The sequence below is a fragment of the Pseudomonas monteilii NBRC 103158 = DSM 14164 genome, assembly GCF_000730605.1.
In the GTDB taxonomy this organism is placed as follows: Bacteria; Pseudomonadota; Gammaproteobacteria; order Pseudomonadales; family Pseudomonadaceae; genus Aquipseudomonas; species Aquipseudomonas monteilii.
The window spans coordinates 1-15,183 of sequence record NZ_BBIS01000021.1; the positions used below are offsets into that span (position 1 = coordinate 1).

Genomic DNA, 15,183 nt, shown 5'->3' on the forward strand with positions numbered 1-15,183 from the left:
GCGCGGGCGGCGCTCGGTCTCATAGGCGCCAAACATCTCAAGCCATGCGCCCATAAAAAAGGAGAGCCGAAGCTCTCCTTTATCAACAACCCTCAGCCTCAGCCAATGGTCATCAAGCTGGCATTACCGCCCGCAGCAGCAGTGTTTACACTCACCGCCCGCTCGATCACCAAGCGCTCCAGCGCAATCTGGTGATCCCCGCTGGACAGCCCGTGCACACCCACGATCGCCCCGGCGCGTTTGGCCACCTGCTGGCAAACGCCGCGCAGTTGGTCAGAGTCGCCATGGTGGATCACGGCGTCGAACGCCACTTCATCCTTGTTCCAGTCCGACACCAGCTTCACCTTGGCCTGCAGCTCGCGTGGCAGGCGCTGGCGCAGCGCCTTGCCAGGTTCGCCGTCAGCCCATACCGCCGAGCTGCCCACCGCCAGCACGGCCGCGAACTGGGCCAGCAGGTCGGCCTCGTTGTCGGCCAGGCACAGCACGTGCTCGCGCGGCAGGATGGTATAGCTGTTGCGCTCGCCGGTCGGGCCTGGCAGCAGGCGGGCGATGCCGCTCTGCGACTGGCTGGCGAACTGGCTGCACAGCGCGGCCAGGTCGGCCAGCTGGTTGTTTTCTGCCCAGGCCTTCAGGCCGTGCAGCGGCTTGATCAGCTGATCGTGCAGGGTGCGGTCCGGCTTGCCTTCGCCATCCTGATGCTGGAAGTGGCGGCCAATCGCGTCGGCCGGGCGGGTCGACAGCAGGCGGTACAAGTACAGCGGGCCGCCGGCTTTCGGGCCGGTACCAGACAGGCCTTCACCACCGAATGGCTGCACACCTACTACCGCACCGACGATGTTGCGGTTGACGTACATGTTGCCGGCGTTGGCGGTTTCCACGACTTTGGCGATGGTCTCGTCGATACGGGTGTGTACGCCGAGGGTCAGGCCGTAACCGGAGTTGTTGATCTGCTCGATCAGCTGGTCCAGGTTGCGACGGTTGTAGCGCACCACGTGCAGCACCGGGCCGAAGATTTCGCGCTTCAGCTCGTCGAAGCTTTCCAGCTCGATCAGGGTTGGCATCACGAAGGTGCCGCGCTTGATCTCGGCGGCATCGGCGATTGCCACTTGATAGACCGAGCGGCCTTTCTCGCGCATGCCCTGGATGTGCTTCTCGATGCCGGCCTTGGCTTCGGCGTCGATCACCGGGCCAATGTCCACGGCCAGGCGGTCCGGGCAGCCCAGGCGGCTTTCGGCCATGGCGCCCTTGAGCATTTCGATCACGCGGTCGGCGGAGTCTTCCTGCAGGCACAGCACGCGCAGGGCCGAGCAACGCTGGCCGGCACTGTCGAAGGCCGAGGACACCACGTCGATCACCACCTGCTCGGTCAGTGCCGAGGAGTCGACGATCATGGCGTTCTGGCCACCGGTTTCGGCGATCAGCGGGATCGGTCGGCCCTGGTTGTCCAGGCGGCCAGCGACGTTACGTTGCAGTAGGCGGGCCACTTCGGTGGAGCCCGTGAACATCACACCTTTGACGCGCTCATCACCCACCAGGCCGGCACCAACGGTTTCGCCGCGGCCTGGCAGCAGTTGCAGCACGCCTTCAGGGATGCCGGCTTCCAGCAGCAGGCGCACGGCCTGGGCGGCGATCAGCGGGGTTTGCTCGGCTGGCTTGGCCAGTACCGGGTTACCGGCGGCCAGGGCAGCGGCTACCTGGCCGGTGAAGATTGCCAGCGGGAAGTTCCACGGGCTGATGCACACCACCGGGCCCAGTGGGCGGTGGGCGTCGTTGCTGAAGTCGTTGCGGGCCTGTACCGCGTAGTAACGCAGGAAGTCCACGGCTTCACGCACTTCGGCGATGGCGTTGGCGAAGGTTTTACCCGCTTCGCGGATGAGCAGGCCCATCAGCGGCTGGATTTCGGCCTCCATCAGGTCGGCGGTGCGCTCAAGAATGGCGGCGCGCTCGGCGGGCGGGGTAGCCTGCCAGATCGGTGCAGCATTCAGCGCGCACTGGATGGCGTTGTCGACATCGGCGACGGTAGCTTCCTGTACATGGCCTACCACGTCGCGGTGGTCTGCCGGGTTCAGTACCGGCGCGGCGGCACCTTGGCTGGCCGCGCAGGCCAACAGCGGGGCGGCTTTCCAGTCATTGTGAGCGGTGGCCAGCATGGCGCAGGACAGCGATGCCAGGCGGTGTTCGTTGGCCATGTCGATACCGGCCGAGTTGGCGCGCTCGCTGCCATACAGTTCACGCGGCAGCGGGATGCGCGGGTGCGGCAGGCCGATGCTGCCTTCCTGGGTGCCCATGCGCTCGATGCTGGCGACCGGGTCGGCAACCAGTTCCTGAATGGAAATCGAGTGGTCGGCGATGCGGTTGACGAACGAGGTGTTGGCGCCGTTTTCCAGCAGGCGGCGTACCAGGTAGGCCAGCAGTGTTTCGTGGGTGCCGACCGGTGCATACACGCGGCACGGGCGGTTCAGCTTGCCGTCGGCAACCTTGCCGACCACTTGCTCGTACAGTGGCTCGCCCATGCCGTGCAGGCACTGGAACTCGTACTGGCCCGGGTAATAGTTCTGCCCGGCAATGTGGTAAATGGCCGACAGGGTGTGGGCGTTGTGGGTGGCGAACTGCGGGTAGATGGCTTCTGGCACGGCCAGCAGCTTGCGGGCGCAGGCCACGTAGGACACGTCGGTGTACACCTTGCGGGTGTAGACCGGGTAGCCTTCCAGGCCTTCGACCTGGGCGCGCTTGATCTCGCTGTCCCAGTAGGCGCCTTTTACCAGGCGGATCATCAGGCGGTGGCGGCTGCGCTTGGCCAGGTCGATGACGTAGTCGATCACGTACGGGCAACGCTTCTGGTAGGCCTGGATAACAAAGCCGATACCGTTCCAGCCGGCCAGTGACGGTTCGAAGCACAGGCGCTCGAGCAGGTCGAGCGATAGCTCCAGGCGGTCGGCCTCTTCGGCGTCGATGTTCAGGCCGATGTCGTACTGCTTGGCCAGCTGGGTCAGCGACAGCAGGCGCGGGTACAGCTCTTCCATCACGCGCTCGTACTGGGCGCGGCTGTAGCGCGGGTGCAGCGCCGACAGCTTGATGGAGATGCCCGGGCCTTCATAGATGCCGCGGCCATGGGAGGCCTTGCCGATCGAGTGGATGGCCTGCTCGTAGGACGCCAGGTACTTCTGTGCGTCGTGCTCGGTCAGTGCCGCTTCGCCGAGCATGTCGTAGGAATAGCGGAAACCTTTGGCTTCGAAGCGGCTGGCGTTGGCCAGGGCTTCGGCAATGGTTTCACCGGTCACGAACTGCTCGCCCATCAGGCGCATAGCCATGTCGACGCCCTTGCGGATCATCGGCTCGCCGCTTTTACCAATAATGCGGGTGAGCGAGGAGGTCAGGCCGGATTCGTTGTGGGTGCGGACCAGCTTGCCGGTCAGCAGCAGGCCCCAGGTGGCGGCGTTGACGAACAGCGATGGGCTGTTGCCCAGGTGCGGCTGCCAGTTGCCGGTGCTGATCTTGTCGCGGATCAGCGCGTCGCGGGTGCCCTTGTCGGGGATGCGCAGCAAGGCTTCGGCCAGGCACATCAGCGCCACGCCTTCCTGGGACGACAGCGAGAATTCCTGCAGCAGGCCCTGGACGATGCCGGCACGGCCACCAGCGCTCTTCTGGTTGCGCAGTTTTTCGGCGATGCCGGCGGCCAGCTTGTTGGTTGCCTCTGCCAGCGGGGCGCTCAGGCGCGCCTGCTCCAGCAGCATTGGCACCACTTCCTGCTCGGGGCGGCGGTAGGCGGCAGTGATTGCCGAACGCAGCACGGACTGCGGCAGGATGCTCTCGGCGAATTCCAGGAAGCACTGGTGGCTGTGGTCAGCCTGGACTTCGCCGGCGTCGTCGGCCAGGTTGCTAACATGACCGTTGAGTTCGGTCAGGGTGGCACCACCCTCGAGCTTCTCCAGGTAATTGAAGATCGCTTGCTTGATCAACCAGTGCGGCGTGCGGTCAATGGACTGCGCAGCTGCTTTGAGTCGCTCACGGGTCGGGTCGTCGAGTTTGACCCCAAGGGTGGTAGTCGCCATTTCTTATCCTCGTTATTGCCACGGTTGTGGCCTAAGCTGGCGTCAAGAGTATCTGTAGGACAATTCGGGTGCAACCAGGTGCAACCCGAATTTTTTGTGTAAAAGGTGCAACTCGTCTGACAGTCATTTCCACACGATGGAAAGGGTCGTTTTCGGTGCTTTTTATTCTGAAAAAACGGCTTGATGCGCCAAAAAGGAGCAAAAAAGCAGCTTTATCGGAAAATGCACCGGCAGGTGCAACTTGCAAATGAAAAAGGGTTGCACCCGCTTTGCGTTGTTGCATAGCATTCGCCGCCTGGGTGCAACCGCCATGGCTGCGGTTGCGCATGAGATAAAAACAAACGCCAGGGCACACGTATGGGCAACCCACTAACGATCACCTTCGTGATCTACATCGCGGCAATGGTGCTGATCGGCTTCGCTGCCTATCGCTCCACCAACAACCTTTCCGACTATATCCTCGGCGGTCGTAGCCTGGGCAGCGTGGTGACCGCGCTTTCCGCTGGCGCTTCCGACATGAGCGGCTGGCTGCTCATGGGCCTGCCGGGCGCCATCTACTTCTCCGGTCTTTCCGAGGCCTGGATCGCCATCGGTCTCACCGTCGGTGCCTATCTGAACTGGCTGTTCGTCGCCGGCCGCCTGCGCGTGCAGACCGAGCACAACGGTGATGCACTGACCCTGCCGGATTACTTCTCCAGCCGCTTCGAAGACAACAGCGGCCTGCTGCGGATCATCTCGGCCATCGTCATCCTGGTGTTCTTCACCATCTATTGCGCCTCTGGCATCGTTGCCGGTGCCCGCCTGTTCGAAAGCACCTTCGGCATGTCGTATGAAACTGCCCTGTGGGCGGGGGCTGCGGCCACGATTGCCTACACCTTCGTGGGTGGCTTCCTGGCAGTGAGCTGGACCGACACCGTGCAAGCGTCGCTGATGATCTTCGCGCTCATCCTCACCCCGGTGATCGTGCTGATCTCGACCGGTGGCTTCGACACCACCTTCGCCGCCATCGACGCGGTGAACCCGGCCAACTTCGACATGCTCAAGGGCGCGACCTTCGTCGGTATCATCTCGTTGATGGGCTGGGGGCTGGGCTATTTCGGCCAGCCGCACATCCTGGCGCGCTTCATGGCTGCCGACTCGGTGAAGTCGATTGCCAACGCTCGCCGTATCTCCATGACCTGGATGATCCTGTGCCTGGCCGGTACCTGTGCCGTGGGCTTCTTCGGTATCGCCTACTTCTCGGCGCACCCTGACCTGGCGGGTCCGGTAACTGAAAACCACGAGCGTGTGTTCATCGAGCTGGCCAAGATCCTGTTCAACCCATGGATTGCCGGTGTGCTGCTGTCGGCCATTCTGGCGGCAGTAATGAGCACCCTGAGCTGCCAGCTGCTGGTGTGCTCCAGTGCCCTGACCGAAGACTTCTACAAAGCCTTCCTGCGTAAGAACGCCTCGCAGGGTGAGCTGGTGTGGGTTGGCCGCCTGATGGTGCTGGCCGTTGCGCTGATCGCCATCGCCATGGCCGCAAACCCGGAAAACCGCGTGCTGGGCCTGGTGGCTTACGCCTGGGCTGGCTTCGGTGCGGCCTTCGGCCCGGTGGTGCTGATTTCGGTACTGTGGAAAGGCATGACCCGTAACGGCGCGCTGGCCGGTATCGTGGTGGGTGCGCTGACCGTGATCCTGTGGAAGAACTTCGACACCCTCGGGCTGTACGAAATCATCCCGGGCTTCCTGTTTGCCAGCATTGCCATTGTGCTGGTGAGCAAGCTGGGCAGCCCGTCGCAGTCGATGGTCAAGCGTTTCGAAACCGCTGATGCGGCTTATCACGCTGACAAGTAATACCCGTTGAATTGGGGGCGCCTGCTTCGCGGGCGCCACCGATCAGCAGCAAGGCCTGACTCCGCCTGCAAGGCAAGGTAAACTTGCCACCCCCGCAGGAGTTGCCATGAACTATCGTCACGCCTTCCACGCCGGCAACCACGCCGACGTCCTCAAACACATCGTGCTGACCCGCCTCATCGCCCTGATGTCGCGCAAGGAGCAGCCGTTCGCCTACATCGATACCCACGCAGGGCTTGGTCTTTACGACCTGCAAGGCGACCAGGCAACCCGTACCGGCGAGTATCTGGAAGGCGTTGCCCGCTTGTGGAATCGTGACGATCTGCCAGCCATGGCTGCCGATTACCTGCGCGTCATCAAGCGCCTGAACGCCGACGGCGAGCTGCGCTACTACCCCGGTTCGCCCGAGCTGGCCCGCCGCCTGATGCGCCAGCAAGACCGTGCCCTGCTCAACGAGAAGCACCCCGAAGACGGGCCGCTGCTTAAAGAGAACATGAAAAAAGACCCGCGCGTGGTCGTGCACCTGGGCGAAGGCTGGCATGTGCCGCGGGCCTTGCTGCCCGTGCAGGAAAAGCGCGCGATCATGCTGATCGACCCGCCGTTCGAGCAGGCCGATGAGCTCAAGCGCTGCACCAATGCCATGAAAGAGGCGATTGGCCGCATGCGCCAGACTGTTGCGGCCATCTGGTACCCGATCAAGGACCAGCGCTCGCTGACTCGCTACTACCAGGACCTGACCAGCACCGGTGCGCCGAAACTGCTGCGGGTCGAGCTGTATGTGCATCATCAGGACAGCCCGCAGGGGCTCAATGGCTCTGGCCTGGCCATTGCCAATCCACCGTGGGGGCTGGAAGAAGAGCTCAAGGAGCTGCTGCCTTGGCTGGCCAAGGAGTTGGCGCAGACCGATGGCAGCTACCGTATGGACTGGTTGATCGCCGAGTAAGCAGCTGTCTCCTATCCCTTGTGGGAGCAGGCTTGTCCCGCGAAGCAGGCGACGCGGTGTATGGCACCGGCTTTGCCGGTGTTCGCGGGGCAAGCCAGCTCCCACAACGACCGCGCAGTTCCTGATCTTTGCGTTATAATCCCGCCCTTTAGCCGCCACCCGCCCAAGAGGCCGCTGGCGCATTTTTACCGAATGAAGAGGCTAATCCCTTGGCATTGACGATCCTTGGCCTGTCCGGCGCCCTTAGCCATGACCCTTCCGCGGCCCTGTACATTGACGGCAAGCTGATTGCCGCCGCCGAAGAAGAGCGCTTCGTGCGTGACAAGCATGCGAAGAACCGCATGCCCTACGAGTCGGCGAAGTTCTGCCTGGAACAGGCAGGCATCAAGCCGTCCGACGTCGACGTGGTAGCCATCCCGTTCGCCCCGATCAGCCTGTTCGGCAAGGCGCGCTGGCACTATGCCAAGCGCTACTGGTACGCCCCGGATCGTGCCCTCGACGCCATCCTGATGGGCAACCGTCGCTACAAGCGCTACCGCAAGAAGATCGTCTGGTGCCTGGAGCAGCTGGGCTTCGACCCGAAAAAGGTCAAGATCGAGCCGGTCGAGCACCACCTGGCTCATGCCTCCAGTGCCTACCACTGCTCGGGCTTCAAGGAAAAAACCGCCATCCTCGGCATCGACGGTAAAGGCGAATACGCCACCACCTTCTTTGGCTACGGCGAAAACGGCAAGATCCACAAGATCAAGGAGTTCTTCGACCCGGACTCCCTGGGTGGCCTGTACGGCGCGATTACCGAGTTCCTCGGCTTCGAAATGCTCGACGGCGAGTTCAAGGTCATGGGCATGGCGCCGTATGGCGATGCCAGCAAGTACGACTTCTCGCGCCTGGCCAGCTTCGAAAACGGCGAACTGGTGATCAACACCGAGTATGCCAACGTTATCGGCCTGCGCCGCTATAAAGAGAAGGGCAAGGGCTTCTACTTCTCGCCGAAGCTGATCGAATGGCTGGGCCCCAAGCGCGAAGGCGACATCGCCGACGAGCCGTACATTCATTACGCGGCCAGCATGCAGGCGCTGTTCGAGAAACTGGCGCTGCAGATGATCGACCACTACCTGGGCGACACCCTGCGTGAAACCGGCAAGCTGGCCTTCGCCGGCGGCTGCGCGCTGAACGTGAAACTGAACCAGAAGATCATCGCCCGTCCGGACGTAAAAGAGCTGTTCGTCCAGCCGGCCTCTGGAGACGCAGGCACTGCCGTTGGCGCCGCGGCCTATGTCTCCCATGCCCGTGGCGTACCGGTCGAGAAGATGGAGCACGTCTACCTCGGCCCGTCGTACTCCAACGAAGACGTGATCGCGGCCTGCGCCCGTCACCCGAACCAGCCGAAGTGGCGCAAGCTGGAGAACATGCCGCAGCAGATCGCCCAGATCATGGTCGACGGCAACCCGGTGGCCTGGTTCCAGGGCCGCATGGAGTTTGGTCCGCGTGCCCTCGGTGGCCGCTCTATCATCGGCTGCCCGAGCGTTGAAGGTGTGGCTGACCGCATCAACCACCAGATCAAGTTCCGCGAACGCTGGAGACCTTTCTGCCCGTCGATGCTCGACACCGTCGCCCCGCAGATGATCAAGGTCGACCACCCGGCGCCGTTCATGACCTTCACCTTCGAAGTGGCTGAAGAGTGGAAAACCCGTGTGCCGGAAGTGGTCCACGAGGACGGTACTTCGCGTGCCCAGGTGCTCAAGCGTGAGTACAACCCACGCTACTACGACATGATGAAGGCGCTGGAAGACCTGACCGGCAACGGCGTGTCGCTGAACACCTCGCTGAACCGCCGTGGTGAGCCGATGATCTGCTCGCCGACCGATGCCCTGAACATGTTCTTCGGCTCGGACCTGCAGTACCTGATCATGGAAGACATCCTGGTCGTGAAGGACGGCGCTGCCGCCTATGACCAGCCGCTCTGAACCGCGCATCCTGCAGTTCTGCCATGGCTATGACGGGCCTTTCCTGGATTGCGCCCGTCAGTACGCCAGCCTGTTCCAGGGCCGTGGCTACCAGGTCACCACGGTGTTCCTCACCGGCGCTGCCGACCCGCAGGTAGCGGCGGGCTGCGCGTCGGACGAGGTGCTGTTCCTGGCGTTCAGCTCCAAGGCCGTGCGTGGCCTGAAGCTCGGCGCCATCCGTGCCTTGCGGCGGATCGCGGCCGAGCGCAATTTCGCGTTCTGCATTGCTCACCGCTTCAAGCCGATCTACGTGGCCCTGCTGGGCACCGGCCTGCCGGTGATTGGCGTGCATCATGCCTTTGGCGACTACGAGCGCAAAGGCCGCCGGTTGTTCGCCAACCTGTTCAGCAAGCGCCTGAGCTTGCTGGGCGTGTCGGACGCCGTGCGTGACGATATGCGCCGCTGCCTGCCGCACTGGCCGGCCGAACGCATCCAGACCCTGTACAACCGCATCGATATCGACGCCCTGCAAGCGGCACTGGTGCCGCGCGCCGAAGCACGCCAGGCCTTGGGCCTGGATGCACAGGCATGGATCGTCGGCAATGTCGGGCGCCTGCACCCCGACAAAGACCAGGCAACCCTGTTGCGTGGTTTTGCTCAGGCGTTGCCAGGGCTGCCAGCGGGCGCCCGTCTGGCGATTCTCGGCAAGGGCCGGCTGGAGGCCAAGCTCAAGGCTCAGGCCGCCGAGCTGGGTATTGCCGGGCAAGTGGACTTCCTGGGCCAAGTGCCGGATGCACGGCGCTATTTCCAGGCGTTCGACGTGTTTGCCCTGAGCTCTGACCATGAGCCGTTCGGCATGGTCCTGCTCGAAGCCATGGTCGCCGGTGTGCCGGTGCTCGCCACGGCATGCGGCGGGGCCCGCGAAGTGGTCGAGGGTGTGGGTGTGCTGTTCCCGCTGGGCGATGCTGCACAGTTGGCGCAGGGGCTGAAGCATCTGGCCGTGCTGGACGGCGAGCAGCGCCAGGTCTGTGCCGAGCACATGTTGCAGCGTCTGCGTGAACGCTTCTCTGACCATGCGGTGCGTGAAGCCTTCTGGCAGCTGCCGCAAGTGCGTGCGCTGGTGGAGCAGGCCTGATGCTCAATCGAATCCAGGCCTTCCGCGAACGCGGTTGGCAAGTTATAGACGCCAAGGCCTATGCCGAGGCATGGGCGCGCTTTGGTGGCAGTGTTGCCACTCATCCGCTGGTGGTCGAACAGCTGGCAGACCTGGCACAGATCCCGGTGCGATACCTGGGCTGGCATCAGGCGGGTGAGCTGAAGGCCGCCATCCCAACCTGGGGGCGTCACCTGGCGCTGTCCAAGGATGTGCTCAAGCGTGCTGGCAAGAAAGCCCTGTTCGATCTGGGCAATGCCGAAATCATCCTGCCGGCGGCAGCCGATGCCGCTGCACCGCTGCGCCATGCCGCACGCTACCTGTCCGACCTGAACCAGGGCCGCTTCAGCGGCCTCAAGGCGCAGAAGGAACAGCTGGCCATGGCCCGCGCCCCTGAAGACCTGTCGAAAAAATTCCGCTACAACCAGCGCCGCGAACTGCGCCTGCTGGAAGAAGCAGGTGGCGTGGTACGCCCGATCAGCGACTTCAGTGCGCAGGAAATCGCCAGCATGTACTGCGACCTGTTCCAGCGCCGCTGGGGCTTCCCGGCCACCGGTGCCGAGCACATGGCCCAGGTGCTGGAGCGCCTGCAAGCGCTGCTGATCGGCTCGGTACTGCTGCTGGATGGCAAGCCGATTGCCATTCAGCTGGTGTACCGCGTCGAAGCGCCGGAATGGATCAGCGTCGAGTACATCAATGGCGGCGTAGACCCTGAAACCAAGGCTTTCAGCCCGGGTAGCGTGCTGAGCTTCCTCAATACCCAGGCCGCCTGGGAAGACGCCCGTGCGCGCAACAAGCCACTGCGGTTCTCGTTCGGCCGTGCCGACCGCGAGTACAAGGACCGCTGGTGCAACCCTGTGCCGGTGTACCAGGCGTGAGCCGCAAGCAGCAGTTGCTCAAGCGCCACCGGCGCAACAAGCGCCTGGGCTTGCTGACGGGCCTGGTTGCGTTGGTCGCCTTGGGGGTTTTCAGCTGGTGGTGGCTGCCACTGCTGCTGTTGCCGCTGGTCTGGGCGGCTCACGAAGCTTGGTTTGCCGACCATCTGTTCTACGCCCCGGGCGAGGATTACGCCTACGACTTCGGTGAACAGGCGCGGGAAGTGCCTGCCAGCCTGCGCGATGGCCAGCTCCAGGCCGATTGCGTGCTGCAGGGTGACGAAACCCTCATGCTTGAGCTGCAGGTAAAAAGCTCCTGGCTGGGGCGGTTTCTCGACCCTCGGGTAGAGCTGGGCGCTGCTGAGCAGGCTGACCGGCAAACGTTCGAGCGTGGTGTCGATGGCGTACGGTTTCTCAACCTGACCGGCCTGGCCGTGCCCTTGCAAGCGGGTACCTTGCGCCTGCGCGGTCGTCATTGCCGGCTGCAAGGCCAGCCGCGCCTGTGGATAACCCCCGCTGTCGAGCTGCAACGTCGCCGAGTGATGGTGATCGCGCCGCACGCCGATGACGCCGAGCTGGCTGCATATGGCCTCTACAGCCAAGCCGACGAAACCTGGGTGGTCACCCTGACAGCTGGCGAGATCGAAGCCGAACACTACCAGCAGATGGGCCTGGCAAAAGCCGAGGCCGCCCGCCTGAAGGGCCGCTTGCGTGCCTGGGACAGCATCGCTGTGCCCCGCTGGGCTGGTGTGCCGGAGTCACGTTGCGTGCAGTTGGGTTACTTCTGCCTGCAACTGCCTGCCATGCAGGCCGCGCCCGATCAGCCGGCTGCTTCCCGTGAAGCTGACCTGGCCGATATCCGCGTGTTCCGCCAGTTCAACCCGTTCCTGCTACCGGCCGACCGCGATGGCGCGCCAACCTGGCACAACCTGCTGGCCGACCTGCGGGCCTTGCTGGAAATGGCCAAGCCGGAAGTGTTGGTGATGCCGCACCCACAACTCGACCCGCACCCCGATCACATCTGCGCCCAGGCGGCCGTGCTGGAGGCCCTGCAAGGCCTGGCCTGGCAGCCGCAGACCTTGTTGTGCTACGCCAATCACCTGCACGACAACGACCGCTGGCCGATGGGCGACAGTGGCGACGGCGTGGCCTTGCCGCCGCAGTTGAGCGCAGCCCAGGCCTGGGCACCCTGCAGCCTGGTGCTGGACCTGGCCACGCAGCGCGACAAGGCCATGGCCCTGGGCATGATGCACGACTTGCAGCCGCCGGCGCCCTTCAAGCGCCGCTTGCGCCGCCTGCTGCAGCGCTGGCTGGCCGGGCGGCAGCCCTCGCCTTACGGGGAGAACGAGTTCTTCCGCAAGGCCGTGCGCCGGCACGAACTGTTCTGGCGGCGTGAACTGTAAGCACGCCCCATGGTTGACCGCGATGGCGCAGAGCGCCCAAGGAACGTTATGAAAGTCCTATTTCTGGTACAGAAGGAACAGCGGGCTATTCTCGACCGCCTGTACGACGGCGTCGCGGCCAACTGCGAGTGCGACCTGCGCTGGCTGACCAGCGATGACCAGCGCAACCTGCGCCGCTACTTCAAGCGTGAAGTGCAGGTCGAGCGCTATGACCGCATCGTGTTCTTCCTGCGCTTCAAGCAGGAGATTCGCCAGGTGGCTTTCATCCGCACCGTGCCGAACCTGGTCATCCTGGAGCACGATGCCTACCAGAACTACATCCCGTGCAAGTACACCGGAAAGTTCAGCGCCCATTACCGGCAGCTGCCATGGGCGCGGGTCATCAGCTCGGGCTACATGGTCAGCGAACGCCTGCGCCAGGAAGGCTTCGATGCGGTATTCGTGCCCAAGGGCTATGACGAGCAACTGCTGGCCGACCAAGGGCGTGAGCGCGATATCGAACTGGCCTTCGTCGGCAGTGTCAACAGCGTGGCCTACAGCGGCCGCAAGGCGCTGCTGGACGAATTGGGGCAGGTCGAGAACCTGCTGGTTACCCGTACCAAGTCGGGCGAAGACTACTGCAACACGCTCAACCGTATCCGGTTCTTCGTCAGTGCCGACGTTGGCATGGGCGAATACATGATCAAGAATTTCGAAGCCATGGCCTGTGGCTGCGTATTGCTGGCATACGACCAGGGCGAGGAAGAGAACCGCGCGCTGGGCCTGCAGGACATGCACAACGTGGTGTTCTATGACAACATCCCGACCCTTCAGGAAAAGCTCCGCCGTTTGCGGGCAGACCCTGAACTGGCCCGGCAGATTGCAGAAAATGGCCGCCATCTGGCGGTTTCCCGTTTCAGTTTCGCCGCAGTTGGACGTAGCATCGTCGACCACATGCGCCCGGCGCTCAGGCCCCACCCGCCCTTGTCTGCATGGCAGCGGTTGCGCCTGAAGCTGGGCATCTAAATAAGAGCTTTCACGCCCAGGAGCGGGTTGTTGAAGGCCGTTTGTCGCAATGCGGAGGGAGTCCGGTGCGCTTTTCAAATGAGAGTGACGTCACACTCGTCGTGACCAGTTGTGGGCGGTTCGATCTGCTCAAAGATACCCTTGAGAGTTTCGACCGCTGCAACACCGCGCCCATTCGCGAGGTATTCATCACCGAAGATTCCGGTGACGATGCTGTGCATGCCGCTGTGCCAGAGCACTGGAAACCGCACTGCAAGGTGTTCGTTAACCGGCCCAAGCTTGGCCAGTTGCCGTCTATCGACCTGGCTTACAGCCACGTCAAGACGCCGTACATCTTCCACTGCGAGGACGACTGGCATTTCTATCGCCAAGGCTTTGTCGAAGACTCGCGGGCCATTCTGGATGTGAGCCCCAACCTGTTGCAGGTGTGGCTGCGCAGTCATGCTCACGACCTGGCCATCCATAGCCCTTACATCCACTTGGGCGATCGGCAGGTGATCGCGGGTGTGCCTTGCTACCCGCTGCTGTCCGACAAGGCTGAATGGCAGGCGTTTTCGCTCAACCCCGGTCTGCGGCGTTTGAGTGATTACCAGCGCTGCGCGCCATTTGCCGCCTATGCTGGAGAGAAGGCGCTTTCCCGACGCTACGCTGAGTTAAATCTGACAGCGGTCACCTTGGAGGGTGATGCAGTATTGCACACTGGATTCGGTAATCACGTGACCTTGCCCATCGAAGTGGAGCGCAAGGCCAAACGCCGTCAACGTGATCGGATCAAACTGGCATTGACGCTGGTGACGGGTGCCTTGATCGGCATGGGTATCACCATTTTTGTTCAATGAAGTCGCTGTCCCATCTGACATGAGCGGGAGAGGGCCCATGAACATCGTCAATATGATGTGGGCGGGTGGAACGCCGTACATGTCCATCCACAAGGTGCATCGCCAAGTGCTGTCGCACGCAGGTACTGATGCCCGGATCAGTAACTGGTTGCTGCTGGGAAGCGGGTTGTGTTGCGGGCTTGGCTCGACCCGGGAGTGGCACATGCCACTGCGTGCGCTGAAAGGGCGGCACCTGTGGCGCCTATTGCGGCCCTGGTTGCGCTTGCGTTTGCGCAAGGCGCTGGCCGAGGCCAAGGCTGAGGTCGTGCTGCTCGACGGTATTGGTGTCGCGCGGCTGGTGCTGCCGCTGTTGCAGAACATTCCCCAGGTACGGGCAAAGGTGCTGTTCCATGGCAAGACGCGCCTGAACAGTAGCGATGTACGCTTGTTGCGTATGTTCCCCGCCGAGCGCCTGAGCATCGCAGCGGTGTCGCATACGCTGGCCGAATCACTGGAGCACGACTTGGGCAGGCCGGTGCAGACCCTGCGCATGGCGCTTGACCCGTTAGCGTTCGTCGAGCCGTTGTTGAGCCGTGACAGCGCCAGGCAGGCGCTGCAGTTGCCTGTTGCGACTGGGGTGATGCTCGGCGCGGTAGGGCGGTTGGTGGAAAGCAAAGGCTTCGAGATGCTGATCGAGGCGTTTGCCCGGGCCAGCACACATCAGCCGGACCTGCAGTTGGCCATTATTGGCGAAGGCCCTCTGCACGCCGTGCTGCAAGCGCGTATCGATGCACTGGGCCTGGCCGCGCGCGTTCACCTGTGCGGTCACCGTGAAGACCTGCAGCAGTTGTATCGGGCGTTCGATTGGCTACTGGTGCCTTCTCGCTCTGAAGGCCTGGGGCTGGTGGTGCAGGAGGCGGTCATGGCCGACGTGCCGGTGGTGTGCAGCGACCTGCAAGTGTTTCGCGAACAGTTGCAGGATACCGGGGGTTACCTGCCGGTAGCCGATGAGGGGGCATGGGCCGAGGCAATCGAACGATGCACGTCCCTCAGCGCCCGGACGGTAGCCGCCCGGCAGCGTCAGGCGCTGGCGCCGGAGCAAGCCTGGCAGGCCTTCTGCAATGGCTCGCAGAGCTTGCTGCGCAACTGACG

Annotated in this window: 11 protein-coding genes; 9 read left to right on the forward strand and 2 right to left on the reverse strand. The window is 63.2% G+C overall.

All coding sequences use genetic code 11. From position 1 onward, the window contains the following. Positions 1-98: 98 nt before the first annotated feature. A complete protein-coding gene (putA, locus tag PM2_RS12130) occupies positions 99-4,052 on the reverse strand; it encodes a trifunctional transcriptional regulator/proline dehydrogenase/L-glutamate gamma-semialdehyde dehydrogenase (RefSeq protein ID WP_028698479.1) in 3,954 nt (1,317 codons plus the stop codon). Between the two features lie 31 nt (positions 4,053-4,083). Continuing rightward, on the reverse strand, positions 4,084-4,335 hold the full coding sequence (locus PM2_RS30735) for a hypothetical protein (RefSeq protein ID WP_141099571.1): 252 nt from the start codon (positions 4,333-4,335) through the stop codon (positions 4,084-4,086). 74 nt (positions 4,336-4,409) lie between these two features. Between PM2_RS30735 and putP the strand changes: the two genes are divergently transcribed. From putP to PM2_RS12175, 9 genes are all read left to right on the forward strand, one after another. Beyond that, positions 4,410-5,888, forward strand: coding sequence for a sodium/proline symporter PutP (gene putP / locus PM2_RS12135; protein ID WP_016712365.1), 1,479 nt, complete (start codon positions 4,410-4,412; stop codon positions 5,886-5,888). A gap of 106 nt (positions 5,889-5,994) precedes the next feature. Next, entirely contained in the window at positions 5,995-6,831 is an 837-nt protein-coding gene (locus PM2_RS12140) for a 23S rRNA (adenine(2030)-N(6))-methyltransferase RlmJ (protein WP_016712364.1), read from the forward strand. Between the two features lie 209 nt (positions 6,832-7,040). Then, positions 7,041-8,798: a carbamoyltransferase family protein gene (locus tag PM2_RS12145; RefSeq protein ID WP_016712363.1), complete on the forward strand. Its 1,758-nt coding sequence runs from the start codon at positions 7,041-7,043 to the stop codon at positions 8,796-8,798. Next, complete coding sequence (locus tag PM2_RS12150) at positions 8,782-9,912, forward strand: glycosyltransferase (RefSeq protein ID WP_016712362.1); 1,131 nt, start codon at positions 8,782-8,784, stop codon at positions 9,910-9,912. Before PM2_RS12145 ends, PM2_RS12150 begins: the two co-directional genes overlap by 17 nt. Further along, complete coding sequence (locus PM2_RS12155; RefSeq protein WP_016712361.1) at positions 9,912-10,808, forward strand: antimicrobial resistance protein Mig-14; 897 nt, start codon at positions 9,912-9,914, stop codon at positions 10,806-10,808. The genes PM2_RS12150 and PM2_RS12155 overlap by 1 nt, the downstream gene beginning before the upstream one ends. Further along, on the forward strand, positions 10,805-12,208 hold the full coding sequence (locus tag PM2_RS12160) for a PIG-L deacetylase family protein (RefSeq protein ID WP_028698480.1): 1,404 nt from the start codon (positions 10,805-10,807) through the stop codon (positions 12,206-12,208). Before PM2_RS12155 ends, PM2_RS12160 begins: the two co-directional genes overlap by 4 nt. Positions 12,209-12,256: 48 nt before the next feature. Continuing rightward, positions 12,257-13,213, forward strand: coding sequence for a glycosyltransferase family protein (locus tag PM2_RS12165; RefSeq protein WP_016712359.1), 957 nt, complete (start codon positions 12,257-12,259; stop codon positions 13,211-13,213). Positions 13,214-13,278: 65 nt separating this feature from the next. Further along, positions 13,279-14,052, forward strand: coding sequence for a glycosyltransferase family 2 protein (locus PM2_RS12170; protein ID WP_016712358.1), 774 nt, complete (start codon positions 13,279-13,281; stop codon positions 14,050-14,052). 37 nt (positions 14,053-14,089) lie between these two features. Next, a complete protein-coding gene (locus PM2_RS12175; RefSeq protein ID WP_016712357.1) occupies positions 14,090-15,181 on the forward strand; it encodes a glycosyltransferase in 1,092 nt (363 codons plus the stop codon). Positions 15,182-15,183 lie beyond the last annotated feature (2 nt).

Coding starts and splice junctions, on each gene's coding strand:
- PM2_RS30735 (WP_141099571.1), bottom strand. CDS start 4,335: ATGCAACAACGCAAAGCGGGTGCAACCCTTTTTCATTTGCAAGTTGCA.
- PM2_RS12155 (WP_016712361.1), top strand. CDS start 9,912: ATGCTCAATCGAATCCAGGCCTTCCGCGAACGCGGTTGGCAAGTTATA.
- PM2_RS12175 (WP_016712357.1), top strand. CDS start 14,090: ATGAACATCGTCAATATGATGTGGGCGGGTGGAACGCCGTACATGTCC.
- PM2_RS12165 (WP_016712359.1), top strand. CDS start 12,257: ATGAAAGTCCTATTTCTGGTACAGAAGGAACAGCGGGCTATTCTCGAC.
- putP (WP_016712365.1), top strand. CDS start 4,410: ATGGGCAACCCACTAACGATCACCTTCGTGATCTACATCGCGGCAATG.
- PM2_RS12140 (WP_016712364.1), top strand. CDS start 5,995: ATGAACTATCGTCACGCCTTCCACGCCGGCAACCACGCCGACGTCCTC.
- putA (WP_028698479.1), bottom strand. CDS start 4,052: ATGGCGACTACCACCCTTGGGGTCAAACTCGACGACCCGACCCGTGAG.
- PM2_RS12150 (WP_016712362.1), top strand. CDS start 8,782: ATGACCAGCCGCTCTGAACCGCGCATCCTGCAGTTCTGCCATGGCTAT.